Consider the following 16,044-nt stretch of genomic DNA (forward strand, 5'->3'; position numbering starts at 1 on the left):
GTCCTGATGAAACGAAACGAGCCGTGGGTTGTGAACGCGAGCTCAATTCATTCCATAACAGGCCATGACGCGACACGAAAGTTTGTTGGGCCATGTCTGGACGGCGCCGCCCAAATGCTGTTCAAACCGGTGCGTCATCGATTTGCCGGACAATTGCCTGGTCCCAGTGGCGCGGGAAAAAACTCTCGTACAGTTCTGTGCATGACCGCCATTCCCGAAAACGAAGCCTTGCCCGAAAGCGCGACACAGGCGCGTCGCGTGGCGCTGATCGTCGCCGTCGCCTTCTTCATGCAGCTTTTGGATTCGACGATCATCTCGACATCGCTGCCGCAGATGGGAGAATCCTTCGGCGTGCCGGCGGTGGCGATGAGCATCGGCATCACCGTCTATATGCTGACCATGGCGGTGTTCGTGCCGCTGTCAGGCTGGCTCGCCGATCGCTTCGGCGCGCGCAACATCTTCCTCGTAGCAATCGCGCTGTTCACGCTGGCCTCGATCGCCTGCGGCGTCTCGCAGAACCTGACCCAGTTCGTCGCTGCACGTGCGGTACAGGGCCTGGGCAGTGCGCTGATGACGCCGGTCGGCCGTATCCTGGTGCTGCGCAACGCACCGAAGTCCGAGCTGCTCAATGCCACGGCGCTGATCACCTGGCCGGCGCTGTTCGCGCCGGTGATCGGGCCAGTGCTCGGCGGCTTCATCACCACCTATCTGTCCTGGCACTGGAATTTCTTCATCAACATTCCGCTCGGCGTGGCCGGGCTGGCGCTGGTCGCCCGTTTCATTCCCGGTGACCGTGAGTCCGAAACCAAGCCGCTAGACTGGCCGGGCTTCTTTTTGACCTCGGTCGGGCTCGCTTGCCTGCTTTACGGTCTCGAACGCATCGCGCATGCGGAAGACGGCGCCTTGCCGACCGTGGCGCTGCTTGCCGCCGGCGCTTTGCTCGGCTGGCTGGCGGTGCGGCATCTGGCGCGCGCAAAAAATCCGCTGCTCGATCTCACAGCGTTCAAGGTGCAGACTTTCGCCCTATCGACGCTGTCGGCCGGGACCATTTTCCGGATCGCCATCAACGCCACGCCGTTCCTGCTGCCGCTTTTGTTCCAGGTCGGCTTCGGGCTGAGTCCGGTCGATGCCGGCATGATGATCCTGGCTTATTTCCTCGGCAATCTCGGTATGAAGGCGGTGACGACGCCGACGCTGAAGCGCTTCGGCTTCCGTTCTGTGCTGGTCGTCAACGGCGTGATCGCCTCTTTGTCGATCATGGCCTGCGCGGCGATCTCGCCGCAGACGCCGCAAGCGCTGGTGGTTGCGCTTATGCTGATCGCCGGACTGTCGCGTTCGATGCAGTTCACCGCCCTCAACACGCTGGCCTTCGCCGACGTCGCCTCGTCGCAGCGCAGTTCGGCAGCGACGCTGTCCAGCATGCTGCAGCAGGTGGCGATGCTGTTCGGCGTGGCGGTTGCGGCGGCGCTGCTCAACCTGTCGCAGATCGCGAGAAGCGGGCCGGCGCTCGACCTCATAGACTTCCGCCTCGCCTTCCTGGCGATCGGCGCTATCGGGCTGGTAGCCGCCTTGCGTTTCCTGGCGTTGCCGGCCACCGCGGGTGCCGAGGTTTCGGGCCATCTTCCGCGGAATTGAATCGGCGGCAGCCGAAGGCGCTAATTTCGCTTAGGGGCTGTCCTGAGTAGGCGGAAGTGACAAAGGAAAAAATTATTTGCGCGGCCGTGCATTAGCGACGTCTGTTCGTACGGAGAATCAAACGTTTGACGTGAGGGAGTGAAGAGAAACGCCGCGCTACACCGGCCGATATACCTTCTCCGCAGTGTTCCAGAAGATATCCGACTCTGCCGCCGCACCATGCTTGGCCACCGCCGCGCGGTGGGCCTTGATCAACTCGGCGTGGCTGGTCCAAAGTTTCTCGATCGGGAAGTTCGAGCCGAACATCAGATGATCGCTGCCGAGGATGTCGATCGCGTTGTCGACGATGTAGGCGATCAACGCCGGGTCGTTGCGGTGGACGAAGGTGCCGAGGCCGGAGAGCTTGGCGTAGAGGTTGGGTGCGGCTGAAAGCGTGCGCAGACCGGCCTTCCAGGCCTCCGTGGTCTTGAGCTCCATGCCGGTCAGCATGCCGGCATGGGTGAGGATGAAATTGGTCTCAGGATTTTCGCCGACAAGCGTCAGCCCGTCCTTCATCTGGGCCGGGAAAAGCTGCAAGTCGAAGGACAGGCCGTAGTCCTTCAGCCGCGCCACATTGGCCCGCACCTTCGGGTCGATGACCTGATCGGGGGAGGCGGCGAAGCGGAAGGCCGGCGTTTCGTGCCAGTGCAATTGCATGCGCACGCCGCGCAGCAGGGGATATTTTTTCAAGCGATCGATCTGGGGGCGGACATCGTCCACCGTCATGTCGGCATAGCCGACGATGGCATGCGGCCAGCCGGTTTCGTTAGCTGTCTTCTGCAGGAAGGCGACTTCGGTCTCGAAATCCTCCTTGGCCCAGTTGGTCTGGACATAGACAGCCTTCTCGACGCCTGAGCCTTGCTGGTCTGCCAGGAATTCCTCGATCGGATAGTCGCGGCGGATCGGCTCGTAGGGTCCGAAGATGCGCGGCACCATCGGTCCGACCAGCCAGGGCTGGTCCTTTTGGCGCCAGATATGGAAATGCGCGTCGATCGCCTTTTGCATCATGAAACCCTTTTCCAGATTGCCGCGGCCGGCGGGGCAGGGCGGGCGAGCGACAGGATGAAATCGGTAAGACCGGAGATGGATGAACCATCGACCAGATCGTCGAGCACCGGCAGGATGGCGCGAAGCGCGGCCGTCGCCGGCTGGAAACGCGGATCGCCGGCCAGCGGCGTCGCCAGCGAAAGCCGGAAGGCGCGGGCGCTCAGCCGGCGCATCGCCATTTCCAGCTCGGCATGGTCGCCGCGCTCCAGCGCGTCCGACAGGATGACCACCGTGGCCCCGCGCGCGAATGCGGAAAAGCGCGGCACCGACAGGAAGGCGAGCAGCGTCGGTCCCATGCGGGTGCCGCCATCCCAGTCGTCGACCAGTGCTGCCACGCGGGCCAGCGCCAGGTTCCGGTCGCGTATGCGCAACGCCCCGGTGATGCGGGTCAGCCGCGTGCCGAAGGTGAATATCTCTGCCCGGTCCGCGCCTTGCACAGCCGCATGCGCCAGTTTGAGATAGTCCGATGTGTGCAGCTTCATCGAGCCCGAGATGTCGATCAGCAGCAAAAGCTTGCGCGGCACCGTCTGCCTGCGGCGCAGCAGCGGCGATGGCACGTCGCCGTCGGCGCTGACGATTTCCCTGAGCGACCGACGCAGATCGAGCTTTCCGCGTGCGTGCGTGCGCACGGTGCGGAAGGAGCGGCGGGCGGGCAGGGCAGCGGAAAGCTTGCGGCGGAAGGCGGCCAGCCCGTCGCCGTCACGCTGGAAGTCGCGGGCGCTCAACTGTTCGGCGCCGGATGATAGCTCGCCCCCTTCCTCCTGGCGCGTCACCTCGATCTCTTCATCGCTGGTGCCGCCGTCGTCCTTGATGCGGTTTTCCTCGTCGGCCTCGCCTTCGACCTCTGCCGCGGTGTTGCCGTAGAAATGGCTTTGGAAATGCACCTCGAATTCGTCGCGGCGGTCGGGCGGCGGCGCCAGCGTGGCAAGGGCCGCCTCGTGGATATCGGCGATAGAGCGGGGCCCGAGCAGCGTCACCGCCTGCATGAAGCCGGACACCTGCTCGGGCGCCACCGGAAAGCCATAGCGGCGCAGCAGCCGGCCGAAGCCGAGCAACGGCGCAGCGGCGCGGGGTAAGCTTTCTCCCCGCATCATTCCTTCGCGCCCCCCTCTGTCCTGCCAGCGTTGCGGAATGCGCCGGTGAGGTCGATCCGTATTCGGCCGCCCCAGGGCGAAGGAGTCGTTGAGATCGCGCATCACGCCAGTGCCTCCTCGACGATCCGGCCAAGCTCAGGCGCGATGTAGGACAGATCCTCCTCGTCCTTGATCAGCACCCCAATGGCGCGGCGGAACGCTTCCGGCCAAGGGCTGCCGCCTTTTTCGAGGATCGTCGCGGCGTTTGCCCATTCGACCGCTTCGGCGATGCCCGGCGGCTTCGCCAGCGGGCGGGCGCGGATGTCGCGCACGGCAGCAGCCACGGCACGCGCCGTGGCCTCGGCGACCTCACCGGCGCGCAGCATGATGATCTCGGCCTCGCGCTCGGCGCCGGGATAGGTGATCCAGTGGTAGACGCAGCGCCGCCGCAACGCCTCTGCCAGTTCGCGGGTGCGGTTCGAGGTCAGGATGACGATCGGCTGCGCCGTCGCGCGGATTGTGCCGCGCTCGGGAATGCTGATCTGGAAATCGGAAAGGAACTCGAGGAGCAGCGCTTCGAACTCATGATCGGAACGGTCGATCTCGTCGACCAGCAGCACGCGCTTTTCCGGCGCTCTCAAGACCTGCAGCAGCGGCCGCGCGATCAGAAAACGGTCGTCATAGATGTCGACCTCACGCTCGCCGGCGTGACGGATGGCGAGCAACTGGCGCTGGTAGTTCCATTCGTAGAGCGCGTGTGCTGCGTCGATGCCCTCATAACATTGCAGCCGCACCAAATTGCGCCCGAGCAGCTCGGCTATCGCCTTGGCCGCTTCCGTCTTGCCGACGCCCGGCGCGCCTTCGAGCAGCAGCGGCTTGCCCAGCCTGATCGCCAGGAAGATGGCGGTGGCCAGGCTTTCATCGGCCAGATAGCGCGAGGCGGCGAGGCGCGACGCCACCGCCTCCGGCGAGGTCGCGACAGTCTCGGCGCTTCTAGTCCGGGCGTTTGTCTTGGGCATTTCCAGCACTCAGTTCGGCGCGCCGGCTTGCGCCTTCAGCGCCCGCAGGATGCGCTCCGGCGTGATCGGCAGCGTGTCGATGCGCACGCCGACGGCGTCGAAGACGGCATTGGCGACCGCCGGGATTTGCGGGTTGGCGCACATTTCGCCTGGCCCCTTGGCGCCGTACGGCCCATCGGCCGAGGGCCGTTCCAGCACGATGATCTCGGTTTGCGCGAGATCACCCGGCCCCGGCATAAGATATTGATTGAAGTCGGTGCCGCCATGATCGCGATTGGGATAATACGGTTCCGTCGTCTCGTAGAGCGCGTGGCTGATGCCCATCCATGAGCCGCCAACCAATTGTTGCTCGACCATTTTCGGGTTCAGCGCGCGGCCGATCTCGAAGACGTTCTTGACCGCCAGCACGGTGACCTCGCCGGTTTCATCGTCGACCTCGACTTCCGCCACCGTGCAGGCATGGGCATAGCAGGTCGACGGCTTCATCGCGCCGGTTTCTTTCTCCGGGTAGGAGCGGGGGATCAAAAACATGCCGCGGCCGGAAATCGAGCGGCCGCGCTTAAAATGCGCCGACAGCGCGACATCGAAGATAGAGATCGACTTTTGCGGCGCGCCCTTGACCAGGATGTTGCCCTGGCCGTCGGTCTCGAGGTCCGACGCATTCACTTCCAGCTCCTCGGCCGCCACTTCCAGCATCACCTGGCGGGCTTCCCTGGCCGCCTGGATGACGGCGTTGCCGGCGCGATGCGTGCCGCGCGAGGCGAAGGTGCCCATGCAGTGCGGGCCGGTGTCGGTGTCGGCGGTGTCGACGACGACGCGGTCGGTCGGCACGCCGATCGTCTCGGCGCAGATCTGCGCCATGATCTGCTTCATGCCCTGGCCGAGATCGACGCTGGAGAGCGTCACCATGAAGTTGCCGGTCGGCGTCGAATGCACCAGCGCCTGGGTCGGGTCGCCGCCGAGATTCATGCCGGTTGGGTAGTTGATCGCGGCGACGCCGCGTCCGCGCCTGATCGCCATCTCAAGCTCCCTTCGCGTAGGAGGACATCGCCATGAACTTCTCCGCAACCGGCCAGTTGGCGGCGCGCGCCGCCTCCTGCATGCACTCGATCAGTGCCGCGCCTTCGGTCGGCTGGCGATGCGCCTTCATATCGCCGTCGCGGTAGGCGTTGATGAAGCGGAATTCGAGCGGATCCATGCCGATCAGCCGGGCTAGCTTGTCCATCTGCACCTCCAGCGCGAAATCGCCGATGGTGACGCCGAATCCGCGCATGGCGGAAGACGGCGTGCGGTTGGTGTAGACGCAGTAGGTATCGATCCAGACATTCGGGATCGTGTAAGGGCCGGGATAATGCCCCGCGCCCTTTTGCGCGCCATAGGGCGAATGGCGCGAGTAGGCGCCGGCATCGGTGTAGCCGGTGACCTTGCGGGCGACGATGCGGCCGTCCTTCATGACGCCGTCCTTGATGACGACCTTTTCGGCCGCGCGGGGTGACGATATCTGCATTTCTTCCTCTCGACTGTAGATGAAACAAACCGGTCGACCGGTTAGCTTCGCTCCGAGGATGGCGATCGGCTCGACGATGACGTCGACCTTGCCGCCAAAACCGCCGCCGACGGTGCCGCCGACGAAATGCAGCTTGTTGCCGGGGATCTGCAGGATGATCGAGGCATTGTCGAGGGTGAAGAACATCGCTTGCGTATTGGTGTAGCAGGTGAAGCGATCATTGCCCTCTGGGGCGACGATGCAGCCGGTCGTCTCGGTCGGCGCATGCTCGATCGGTGAGGACTGGTAGCTCTGTTCCAGGATGTGGTCGGCTCCGGCGAAACCGGCCTCGACATCGCCAAAGCGCACCTTGCGGCATTCGCCGCTGTCATAGAGGTAATAATTTTGGCCGTGATATTCGTTCACTATCGGCGCGCCGGGTTTCAGCGCCTCCTCCATGTCGAAGACGGCCGGCAGCACCTCGTAGTCGACCTTGACCTTGGCCGCAGCCTCCTGGGCGGCGCGCTCGGTCTCGGCGAGCACCGCCACCACCGCCTCGCCCTTCCAGCGTACCTTGCCGTCGGCCAGCACCGTCTCGTCCTCCGGCCCGATCTGGATCAGGATCAGGATGGTGTAGACATTGTGCGGTACGTCCTTGGCGGTCAGCACCTTGACGACGCCCGGATGCTTTTCCGCCTCTGAAGTGTCGATGCTGAGGATGCGGGCGTGGTGGTGCGGGCTGCGCACCATCTTCAGATGCAGCATGCCGGGAAAATTGCGGTCGGCGAAATAGGCAGTCTTGCCGGTGACGTGGCCGGGCGAATCCGAGCGCGGCCGCGGCTGGCCGATCTCGTGCAGATCGTCCTTGCGCTGGTCGGCGAAATGGCTCTTGCGGAGTTCCATCTTTTTACTCCCTCAAGCCGCGTTCTGCGAATTGGACCGCGCGGCGGTCAGCACCGCCTGGATGATCGGTTCGTAACCGGTGCAGCGGCAGATATTGCCCGACAGCGCCTCGACTACATCCTCGCGGCTGGGGTTCGGCGTGTGGTCGAGCAGCACCTTGGCGGCCATGATCATGCCCGGTGTGCAGAAACCGCATTGCGTGGCGAAGGCGTCGAGGAAGGCGCGCTGCAACGGATGCAGCACGCCGCCTTCCGAGAGACCCGATGTCGTGGTGATGGCTGCGCCGCCGCAGGTTTCGGCCAGCGTCAGGCAGGAGAGCCTGAGTTCACCGTCGATGATGACCGAGCAGGCGCCGCAGGTGCCCTGGTGACAGCCGCCTTTCGGCGAGGTGTCGCCGATCTTGTCGCGCAATGCGTTGAGCAGCGTCGTGCCGCTCTCGATGAATTCGGCTTTTTCCGCGCCGTTGAGCGTGAACTGAACCGGGACCTTTGCCATGTTTTCTCCTTGCGCGCAGCCAAGCAAGCGCGCGCCCCCAATGAGCAATTTCAGCCGAGCAGCAGCCGGCCGAGGTGGACCGGCAGGACTTCATTGCGATACCAGGCGCTAGCGATTGGATCGGTGACGGGCGAGGTGCCGTCGCTCGCGACAGCCAGCGCCGGCGCGATGCCGTCACTGGTAAGTTTCCTGCCGATCAGCGTCTTTTCTGCCGCCTTGGCACGCATTGGACGGTCGGCCATGCAGCCAAGCGCGATCCGCGCCGAGGACACGGTGTCGTCCGGCGTCTGCTCCAGCACGACGGCGATGCTGAGTACTGAGACGCCCTTCGGCTTGACCCTCGACACTTTCAGGAAGCGAAAGCCTTCCGTCGGAAGCGTAAATCCAACTGCCGTGACGATGGCGTGGTTGCTTTCACGCTTTGCCAGGAAGGTTTCGATCGGCATCTCGCCGTTATCGGTGCTGACAATTGCATCCAACGCCAGCAGAGCGACGGTGAAATCGCCATAGGGCGCCGGGGCGAACAGATTGCCGCCGACGGTCGCCATGTTTCGGATCGCCGGGCCGCCGACGGCGCGCGCCGCGCTGGCCAGCGGAGTGAGATCGCGATGGCGGGCGATCGCTGCCATGGTCACCGAGGCGCCGATGCGAACCTTGCCGCCGGAAACGGTGATGGCCGACAACGAAGGCTCAGTCGACCTGATGAGGCTGGAGACCGAAACATCGCCTTCATTGGCGGCGCGTATTACCAGCGTGCCGCCGCCGAGATAACGGGTGCCGGCGGATTTCAGCGCCGCATTCGCGTCCTTCACCGTCGAAAAAGTCTGCACTGCAAGCGCCATGGTACGCTCCCTTGGCTCAGCTTTGGCCGGCGAAATGACTTTTCAAAGCGTTGAAACCGCCCTGGAAGACGTTGGCGCCCATTCCCTCGGCCAATTTGTCGGCCTCTTCCGGAGCGGCGTCGAAGCTGGCGGTCCATTCGGCATAAGTGCGGTCGCCGTCGGTCACCCGCCGCAACTGCAGCGTCGCCTTGTGGTTGGTGAGCGGCTGCGGCGTCTCCAGGATGGAGTAGCTGACGAGGAAATTGTCATCGGAGAAGTCGAGCAGCTTTTCGCGGATGCGGGTGCCGCTGGCGAGTTCGAAATTGCGCACGCAGCCGATCGTGCCGGCGTCCTTCCCGTCCTCAATATGACTTTCGACCATACGCGGATGCCAACTCGGCAGTCCGTTGAAGTCGCGAATGCGCGCCCAGACCTTTTCGACCGGTGCGTCGATGACGCTGGAGATGGTGACTTTCGCCATATGATCGTTCCCTTGCGAATATTTATGTCGCGAGGGTAGGGCGGCGAGCCCGGCGGCGCTTATCAATGCGTCTTGAACGCCTATCAAATAGTCTGAAAAACGCCCCGCCGAGCGGTCGGGCAGTCTGAAATGGTTCAGGAAATCCCCCGCGCCGCCTCGCGATAGAGCGTCGGCGGAACGCCGACATGGTCGCGGAAGAAGCGCGAGAAATTGCCCTGCGTGGTGAAGCCTAGATTGCAGGCGACAGAGATCAGCGGCTCCTGCGACCATTGCAACTGCCGCACCGCTTCCTCCATGCGCAGCGTGTTCCAGTAGACGTTGGGCGTCAGATTGGTCTGTTCCTTGAACAGCGCGAAGAAATGCGGCCGCGACAGGCCGACGCTGCGCGCAACGTCGTCGAAGCAGATGCGCTCGCAGACATTGGCCTTCATCAGCTGGATCGCCTTGCGGACGCGGAAGTCCTGCATGGTATGGACGCGGGCGCGCGTCACCGGGGGGGCCGAGGCGTCGGCAGCGTCGAGCACGCTGTCGATAAAACGCTCGATCTCGTAGTTCGCGATGTCGTCGATGCTCTCATTGTCGCTGAGATGGTCGAGAAGGTTGGCCGCCGCCTTGTGCAGCCATGGCTCAAGCACGATCGCCGGCGTCGAGAACAGTGGCGCAGCGGATGGCAGATCGCGGCGCCGTCGCGCCCAATCCGGATCGATGTAAAAGGCGAGGAACAGGCCGGGCCGGCCATCGCGGGACAAAGCGTGGCTGTGCGGCTGGAAGGAATTGATGCCGGCAGCGGTGCCGGGTCCAAGCCGCACCGTCTCGCGACCGATGGTCATCTCGCCGGCCGTGCCTTCCAGCCAGATGATGATATGCGCCTCGACATGGGCATGGGTGACGAAGTCGCTGGCGACGTTCAGGACAGAAACATGTCCGAACCGGCCCCAGTAGAGCCTGATCGCTTCCGTCATGGGTATATCCTCCCGCAGGCGACTGGCCTCCCTTCGCCTGCAATGGAGATAGTGCGGCGGGCTTCATGTCCGCGTCAAGGCACATGCGCACGCCTGGCGCCCGCCATGGACCGCGCCGGCCGATTTTCAGACTGAGCGATAGGAAGAAGGTGAATGTTTCCAGGCTGGTATGGCTACACCGACGCGGTCAAGCCGCCGTCGACATAAAGCGTGTGGCCATTGACAAAGGACGATGCATCCGACGCCAGGAAGACCGCGGCGCCGATCAACTCGTCGACATTGCCCCAGCGCCCGGCCGGCGTGCGCTTCTCCAGCCAGGCGGAAAACTCGGGATTGTCGACCAACGCCTGGTTCATCTCGGTGCGGAAATAGCCGGGTGCTATCGCATTGATCTGCAGGCCATGTTTCGCCCAGTCGGCGCACATGCCCCGGGTCAGATTCCTGATCGCGCCCTTGGTCGCGGTGTAGGGGGCAATGCCGGTTCTGGCGAGCTCGCTCTGCACCGAGCCGATGTTGATGATCTTGCCCTTGCCGCGCGGGATCATGTGCCGGGCCATCGCCTTGCCGGCGTGGAAGGCGCCCGAGACGTTCGTCCTGAACAGACGCTCCCACTGATCCTCGGGAAAATCCTCGAGCGGGGCGCGGAACTGCACGCCGGCATTGTTGACGAGGATGTCGATGGCGTCGATCTCGGCCTCGATCCGGGCAATGTCTTCATCGACCGCATGAAAATCGGTCACGTCGAAGATCGAGGCATGCGCCTTGAAGCCGGCGTCGACCAGCCTTGCCACCGCACCAGCCACCTTGTCCGGATCGCGGCCGTTCAGCACCACGCTCGCGCCATGTTCGGCAAAGCCGCGCGCCAGGGCAAAGCCGATGCCCTGGCCGGAACCGGTGATCAGCACCAGCCGCCCGTCGAGGCTGAACAACGATTTCGTCACCGGGTTGCCTCCTTCGGTTCGGGATCATGGTCCTATTCGTTGCGCCTGAAATTGCGTAGCCGATCGAACAGGACCGCCATCAGAATGGCGCCGCCAATGAAGGTACCTTGCCAGAACGCATTGATGCCGAGCAGGCCGAGACTGTTGCGGATCACCTCGATCAGCGCTGCGCCGACGACGGCGCCAAAGGCCGTACCCATGCCGCCCGCCAAATTGGCGCCGCCGATGACGGTGGCGGCGATAACCTGAAGCTCCATGCCGTTGCCGAGATTGGTGGTGACGGCGCCGAGCCAGCCGGTCTGGACGATACCGGCAACGCCCGCTGCCAGCGCCGAGATCATGTAGACCGCGACCTTGATCTGGCGCACCGGAACGCCGGTCAGCGTCGCCGCATGCTCGTTGCCGCCTATGGCGAAGATGTGCCGGCCGAATTTCGTCCAGCGCAGGACGAAGCCGGTGATCAGCGCCAGCAGGATGGTGTAGAGCACCGGATTGGCGATGCCGAACACCCAGGCGCCACCGCCCAACGCCAGAAGCTTGTCGTGATCCGGTCCGAATTGGAAGACGACGGTGTTGTTGGAGGCGACCATGGCGAGGCTGCGGGCGATCGACAGCATTCCGAGCGTCACCACGAAGGGCGGAAAGCCGAGATAGGCGATCAAAATGCCGTTGAAGGCGCCGATAATCAGCGCTGTCGCGATCGCAGCGGCGATGCCGATCTCGATGCCGTAGCCGGCATGCATGGTGACGGCCAGCACCATCGAGCACAGGCAAAGCACCGAGCCGACCGACAGGTCGATGCCGCCAGTGATGATGACGAAGGTCATTCCGAGCGCGACGATGGCGACGAAGGTGACGTTGCGGGTGATGTTGTAGAGGTTCTTGGTCGTGGCGAAGGAATCCGTGGCCACGGACAGGAACAGACAGGCGAGGATGACCGCGATCACCACCCAGAAGGTCTGGCTGGCAAACACCCTGCTCAGCAAAGTGTGCTGTTTCTGCGCGATCGTCTGGTCAAGAGTTACTGCCATCGTCGACCTTTATTTGCTTGCGTGTGGAACCCGCTGACATCAAACCTGTTCGATAGCGCCGGTAATGAGCCCGGTGACTTCCTCGGGCGAGCTCGACGCGATCGTCTTGTCGGCGACCTTGCGGCCGCGCCGCATGACGATGACGCGGTCGGCAACGTCAAAGACGTCTGGCATGCGGTGACTGATCAGCACGACCGCAATGCCCTGGTCGCGTAGATGGCGGATCAGGTTCAGCACCTCGGCGACCTGCCGGACCGAGATCGCCGCCGTCGGCTCGTCCATCAGCACGATCTTGGCTTGCGAAAGCATGGTGCGGGCGATCGCCACCGCTTGCCGCTGGCCGCCCGACATCTGCTTGACCAGGTCGCGCGGGCGGGTCTCGGATTTCAGCTCGGCAAAGATCTGGCCGGCGCGCTTGTACATCGCGGCGTAGTCGAGGATGCGAAACGGGCCGATCCCGCGGCGCAGCTCGCGTCCGAGATAAACATTGGCGGCGGCCGTCAGATTGTTGCACAGCGCCAGGTCCTGATGGACGATCTCGATGCCGTGCTGGCGCGCCTCCACCGGCTTGTGCAGGATCAGCTCCTTGCCGTCCATCTGCATCGTGCCGTGGCTCGGGGGGAAATTGCCGGCAATCATCTTGACCAGCGTCGACTTGCCGGCGCCGTTGTCGCCCATCAGGCCGACCACCTGTCCGGCCTCGATCGACAGCGAAACGTCGTTGACCGCCTGGATGGCGCCGAAATGTTTCGAGATATTGGTGAGTTCGAGAACCGCCACCAGACTGCTTCCTCCCCGTGCTTTTGCGGCCTGCGGTTCTGTCCGCGGCCTCGCTCTTTCCCAGCCCCTCCCGGAAACAGCGCTTTCGCCCATTTACGCACATGCCCCCTTGGCGTCAACAGCGGCTTCTTTCGAAAAATCCGTTTTGTAGGACAAATAGCAATTGACGTTCGTCGCAAGCCGATATTAGCTAAGCGCCGGAGGAGATTATGCCGATCTCCTGTTCCGGCTCGCCGGGCGGAGTAGGTGGAGGTTTATCGGTCGAGGATCTGGCAGCGTCCGTATCGCGCTGGTCTGCGACCGCATCTGGAAATGCTTATCGGCCCGGCTTGACGACACGAGCGCTCGCGAAACGAACCTCTGTCATCGCTTGATCCGGGCTGGTCTGTGTGGCGGGCACGCCGTGTCCGTCTGTTTCAAGGGAGGACTGACATGAGGAAATCACTATTGCTCGCCGCCGTCGCCGTCATGGCGTTGGGCGCCGGGCCGGCTTTGGCCAAGAAACAGCTCGTCATCGTGGTGAAGGGGCTCGACAATCCGTTCTTCGAGGCCATCAACCAGGGCTGCCAGAAATGGAACAAGGAAAATGCCAGCTCGGAGTATGAGTGCTTCTACACCGGGCCGGCATCGACCTCGGACGAGGCTGGCGAAGCCCAGATCGTTCAGGACATGCTGAGCAAGCCCGATACAGTGGCGATGGCCATTTCGCCGTCCAACGCGCCGCTGATCGCGCAGACGATCAAAAGCGCCAATCCATCGATCCCGATCATGACGCTCGACGCCGACCTCACCAAGGAAGATGCGGGGCTGCGCAAGACCTATCTCGGCACCGACAACTACCTGATGGGATACAAGATCGGCGAGTATATCAAGAAGGGCAAGCCAGATGGCGGCAAGATCTGCACCATCCAAGGCAATCCGGCGGCCGACAACATCCTGCGCCGCGCCCAGGGCATGCGCGACGCACTTACAGGCCAGAAGGATCTTCCGGCGCTCGCCGGCGAGGGCGGCTGGACCGAGGTTGCCGGCTGCCCGGTGTTCACCAATGATGACGGCGCCAAGGGCGTGCAGGCGATGACCGATATCCTCGCCGCCAATCCCGATCTCGACGCCTTCGGCATCATGGGCGGCTGGCCGCTGTTCGGTGCGCCGCAGCCCTATCGCGACCTGTTCAAGCCGATGGCCGAGAAAATCGCCAAGAACGAGTTCGTCATCGGCGCCGCCGATACGATCGGTGATGAAGTGGCCATTGCCAAGGAGGGTCTGGTGACCGCGCTGGTCGGCCAACGGCCGTTCGAGATGGGCTACAAGGCGCCCTCGGTGATGATCGACCTGGTCGAAGGCAAGCCCGTCGCCGATCCGGTCTTCACCGGTCTCGACGAGTGCACCAAAGATACGGTCGACACCTGCATCCAGAAGTAGGTTCGCAGTTTTCGGGGCGTCCGATCGACGGGCGCCCCGTCACGCCGGTTCATGAAACGTGCGAGGCGACATTGCCGGGGCGAGCCGCTCCTGCTTTGCCGCGCCTTGAGCTCAGCCTGCACCGGGGAACGTGGATGCCGGACGCAAGACCGAAAAAGCGACTTACCACGGTCAAGGAACGGGCCAAGATCAAGGCACGGGTCGCCCGGCCGGCCGGCGCTCGCCGCGCCGACGCGGCGCTGATCCCCGGATCGAGCGTGCATGCGTCGCTGGCCAACGAGATCGGTCTTCGGATCGTGCGCGGCGACTATCCGCCGGGAACCATCCTGCCCAACGAAGCCAAATGGTCGGAGACCTTCGACGTCAGCCGCTCGGCCGTGCGCGAGGCGATCAAGATGCTGATGGCCAAGAGCCTGCTCGCCTCACGCCCGAAGATCGGCAGCTGGGTCGAGCCGAAGGAGCGCTGGAATCTGCTCGATCGCGACGTGCTGGCCTGGTACGCGACGGCCCCCGATCGCGAAATGTTCCTGCGCACCGTCCAGGAGTTCCGCCACATCATCGAGCCGGAAGCCAGCGCCTTTGCCGCGATCCGGCGTAGCGACGAGCAGATGGCCGAGATCAGCCGGGCCTGCCGGGAGATGGGGGAGGCGGTGACGCTGCCGGAGCGCACCCGCGCCGATACCCGTTTTCATCTGGCCATCCTGCGAGCCTCGGGCAATGATCTCCTGGTACCGCTCGGCGTGCTGATCGAATCGGCGCTCGACCACCTCTTCGTTTTCGTCACGCGCGAAACCAGTGACCAGCCTCGGGCGCAGGCGCTGCATGAGGCCATCGAGAAGAACATCCGCCTCCAGCGGCCGGCTGCAGCCCGCAGCGCAGTGCACAGACTGCTCGCCAACACCGATGACGTTATCGGACGGTCGCGGCGCTAAAGCGGCCCTTAAACCTCTTGCCGCTTGCCGTCCTTGCTCGGCGTCAGGTCGACGCCGTTGATCTTGCCGATATGCGTCGCCAGCATCGGCACATATTGATGGGCGGGCCCGGTTGCGAAGGCGCCGGCGAAGGCGTTCTTTGTGGCATTGCCGAGCGGGTTGGCGATACCGGCAGCACCCGCCATCGATTCGAGATAGGTGAGGTCCTTCAAGGCGTTGGCGATGGTGAATTTGTGCGCGTCGCGGTCGCCTTCCAGCGTCCAGCGCATGAAGGTCTGGTAAAAGCCGCAATCCATGCGGCCGTTACGGATGACGCTGTCGAAGCGCGGCGGCGAGATGCCGACCTTCTGCGCCAACGCCAGCGCCTCGGAATAGATCGCCGCATAACCCAGCGAGATGAAATTGTTGAGCAGCTTCATGCGGTGGCCGTCGCCGGTGTCGCCGATATGGACGATGCGCCCGGCCCAGGTGTCGAGCACCGGCTTCAGCCGGGCAAAGACCGCGTCGGGCGCGCCGACCATGGCATCGAGTGTGCCTTCCCACGCCTCCTTCGGCGTGCGGCTGAGCGGGGCATCGACATAGTCGACGCCGAGTGCCTTGAGTTCGGCTGCAAGCGCTACGGTCGAGGTCGGATCCGAGGTCGAACAATCGACGACAACCGAGCCCTTCTTCAGGCCCTCCTTGAGGCCGCCGGGACCGCGGATGATGGCTTCGACCTCGCGCGAGCCGGTGACGCAGATGAAGACGATATCGGACGCCACTGCCACGTCGCGTGAGGTTGCCGCTTCCTTCGCGCCACGGCCGAGCAGGTCTTCCGCCGGAGCGCGGTTTTTGCGGCCGAGAAATGTCAGGGAATAGCCCTTGTCGACGATGTTCTTAGCAATTCCGTGCCCCATCAAACCAAGTCCGATGAAGCCGATCTTTTCGCTCGCGGCAGTCGTATTCATGTCGTGTCGTCCTGTGTTGCTGGTATCGAT

Annotated in this window: 16 protein-coding genes; 3 read left to right on the forward strand and 13 right to left on the reverse strand. The window is 63.7% G+C overall.

The features are described from left to right. Positions 1-201 precede the first annotated feature (201 nt). A complete protein-coding gene (locus tag AC0L26_RS17770; protein ID WP_473633718.1) occupies positions 202-1,635 on the forward strand; it encodes a DHA2 family efflux MFS transporter permease subunit in 1,434 nt (477 codons plus the stop codon). Positions 1,636-1,791: 156 nt separating this feature from the next. Here the strand turns inward: AC0L26_RS17770 and AC0L26_RS17775 are convergent, their stop codons facing one another. From AC0L26_RS17775 to AC0L26_RS17830, 12 genes are all read right to left on the reverse strand, one after another. After that, positions 1,792-2,679 (reverse strand): amidohydrolase family protein, encoded by an 888-nt coding sequence (locus AC0L26_RS17775; RefSeq protein ID WP_473633857.1) that lies wholly within the window; start codon positions 2,677-2,679, stop codon positions 1,792-1,794. Then, entirely contained in the window at positions 2,679-3,815 is a 1,137-nt protein-coding gene (locus AC0L26_RS17780; protein ID WP_473633719.1) for a vWA domain-containing protein, read from the reverse strand. Before AC0L26_RS17780 ends, AC0L26_RS17775 begins: the two co-directional genes overlap by 1 nt. 101 nt (positions 3,816-3,916) lie before the next feature. Continuing rightward, positions 3,917-4,813, reverse strand: coding sequence for an AAA family ATPase (locus tag AC0L26_RS17785; RefSeq protein WP_473633720.1), 897 nt, complete (start codon positions 4,811-4,813; stop codon positions 3,917-3,919). A 9-nt stretch (positions 4,814-4,822) separates the two neighbouring features. After that, a complete protein-coding gene (locus AC0L26_RS17790) occupies positions 4,823-5,833 on the reverse strand; it encodes a xanthine dehydrogenase family protein molybdopterin-binding subunit (RefSeq protein ID WP_473633721.1) in 1,011 nt (336 codons plus the stop codon). A gap of 1 nt (position 5,834) precedes the next feature. Continuing rightward, positions 5,835-7,202, reverse strand: coding sequence for a xanthine dehydrogenase family protein molybdopterin-binding subunit (locus AC0L26_RS17795; RefSeq protein ID WP_473633722.1), 1,368 nt, complete (start codon positions 7,200-7,202; stop codon positions 5,835-5,837). A gap of 12 nt (positions 7,203-7,214) precedes the next feature. After that, positions 7,215-7,697 (reverse strand): (2Fe-2S)-binding protein, encoded by a 483-nt coding sequence (locus AC0L26_RS17800; RefSeq protein WP_473633723.1) that lies wholly within the window; start codon positions 7,695-7,697, stop codon positions 7,215-7,217. Positions 7,698-7,747: 50 nt separating this feature from the next. Then, positions 7,748-8,539, reverse strand: coding sequence for an FAD binding domain-containing protein (locus AC0L26_RS17805; RefSeq protein ID WP_473633724.1), 792 nt, complete (start codon positions 8,537-8,539; stop codon positions 7,748-7,750). Between the two features lie 16 nt (positions 8,540-8,555). Beyond that, the gene (locus tag AC0L26_RS17810) at positions 8,556-8,999 is read right to left on the reverse strand and encodes an SRPBCC family protein (protein ID WP_473633725.1); all 444 of its coding nucleotides are present in this window, start codon (positions 8,997-8,999) and stop codon (positions 8,556-8,558) included. Between the two features lie 134 nt (positions 9,000-9,133). Continuing rightward, positions 9,134-9,961, reverse strand: coding sequence for an AraC family transcriptional regulator (locus AC0L26_RS17815; RefSeq protein WP_473633726.1), 828 nt, complete (start codon positions 9,959-9,961; stop codon positions 9,134-9,136). Between the two features lie 173 nt (positions 9,962-10,134). Beyond that, positions 10,135-10,902: an SDR family oxidoreductase gene (locus AC0L26_RS17820; protein ID WP_473633727.1), complete on the reverse strand. Its 768-nt coding sequence runs from the start codon at positions 10,900-10,902 to the stop codon at positions 10,135-10,137. 32 nt (positions 10,903-10,934) lie between these two features. Further along, on the reverse strand, positions 10,935-11,933 hold the full coding sequence (locus tag AC0L26_RS17825) for an ABC transporter permease (RefSeq protein WP_473633728.1): 999 nt from the start codon (positions 11,931-11,933) through the stop codon (positions 10,935-10,937). 39 nt (positions 11,934-11,972) lie between these two features. Next, a complete protein-coding gene (locus AC0L26_RS17830; RefSeq protein ID WP_473633729.1) occupies positions 11,973-12,713 on the reverse strand; it encodes an ATP-binding cassette domain-containing protein in 741 nt (246 codons plus the stop codon). A gap of 432 nt (positions 12,714-13,145) precedes the next feature. Between AC0L26_RS17830 and AC0L26_RS17835 the strand changes: the two genes are divergently transcribed. Together AC0L26_RS17835 and AC0L26_RS17840 are read left to right on the forward strand one after the other, a co-directional pair. After that, entirely contained in the window at positions 13,146-14,135 is a 990-nt protein-coding gene (locus AC0L26_RS17835) for a sugar-binding protein (RefSeq protein WP_473633730.1), read from the forward strand. A gap of 134 nt (positions 14,136-14,269) precedes the next feature. Further along, positions 14,270-15,067 carry a FadR/GntR family transcriptional regulator gene (locus AC0L26_RS17840; RefSeq protein WP_473633731.1) on the forward strand — a complete coding sequence of 266 codons (798 nt, stop codon included), beginning with the start codon at positions 14,270-14,272 and terminating at the stop codon, positions 15,065-15,067. An 8-nt stretch (positions 15,068-15,075) separates the two neighbouring features. Here the strand turns inward: AC0L26_RS17840 and AC0L26_RS17845 are convergent, their stop codons facing one another. Beyond that, positions 15,076-16,014, reverse strand: a complete 939-nt coding sequence (locus AC0L26_RS17845) for an NAD(P)-dependent oxidoreductase (RefSeq protein ID WP_473633732.1) — start codon at positions 16,012-16,014, stop codon at positions 15,076-15,078. Positions 16,015-16,044 lie beyond the last annotated feature (30 nt).

The organism is Mesorhizobium sp. WSM4823, from assembly GCF_055811195.1.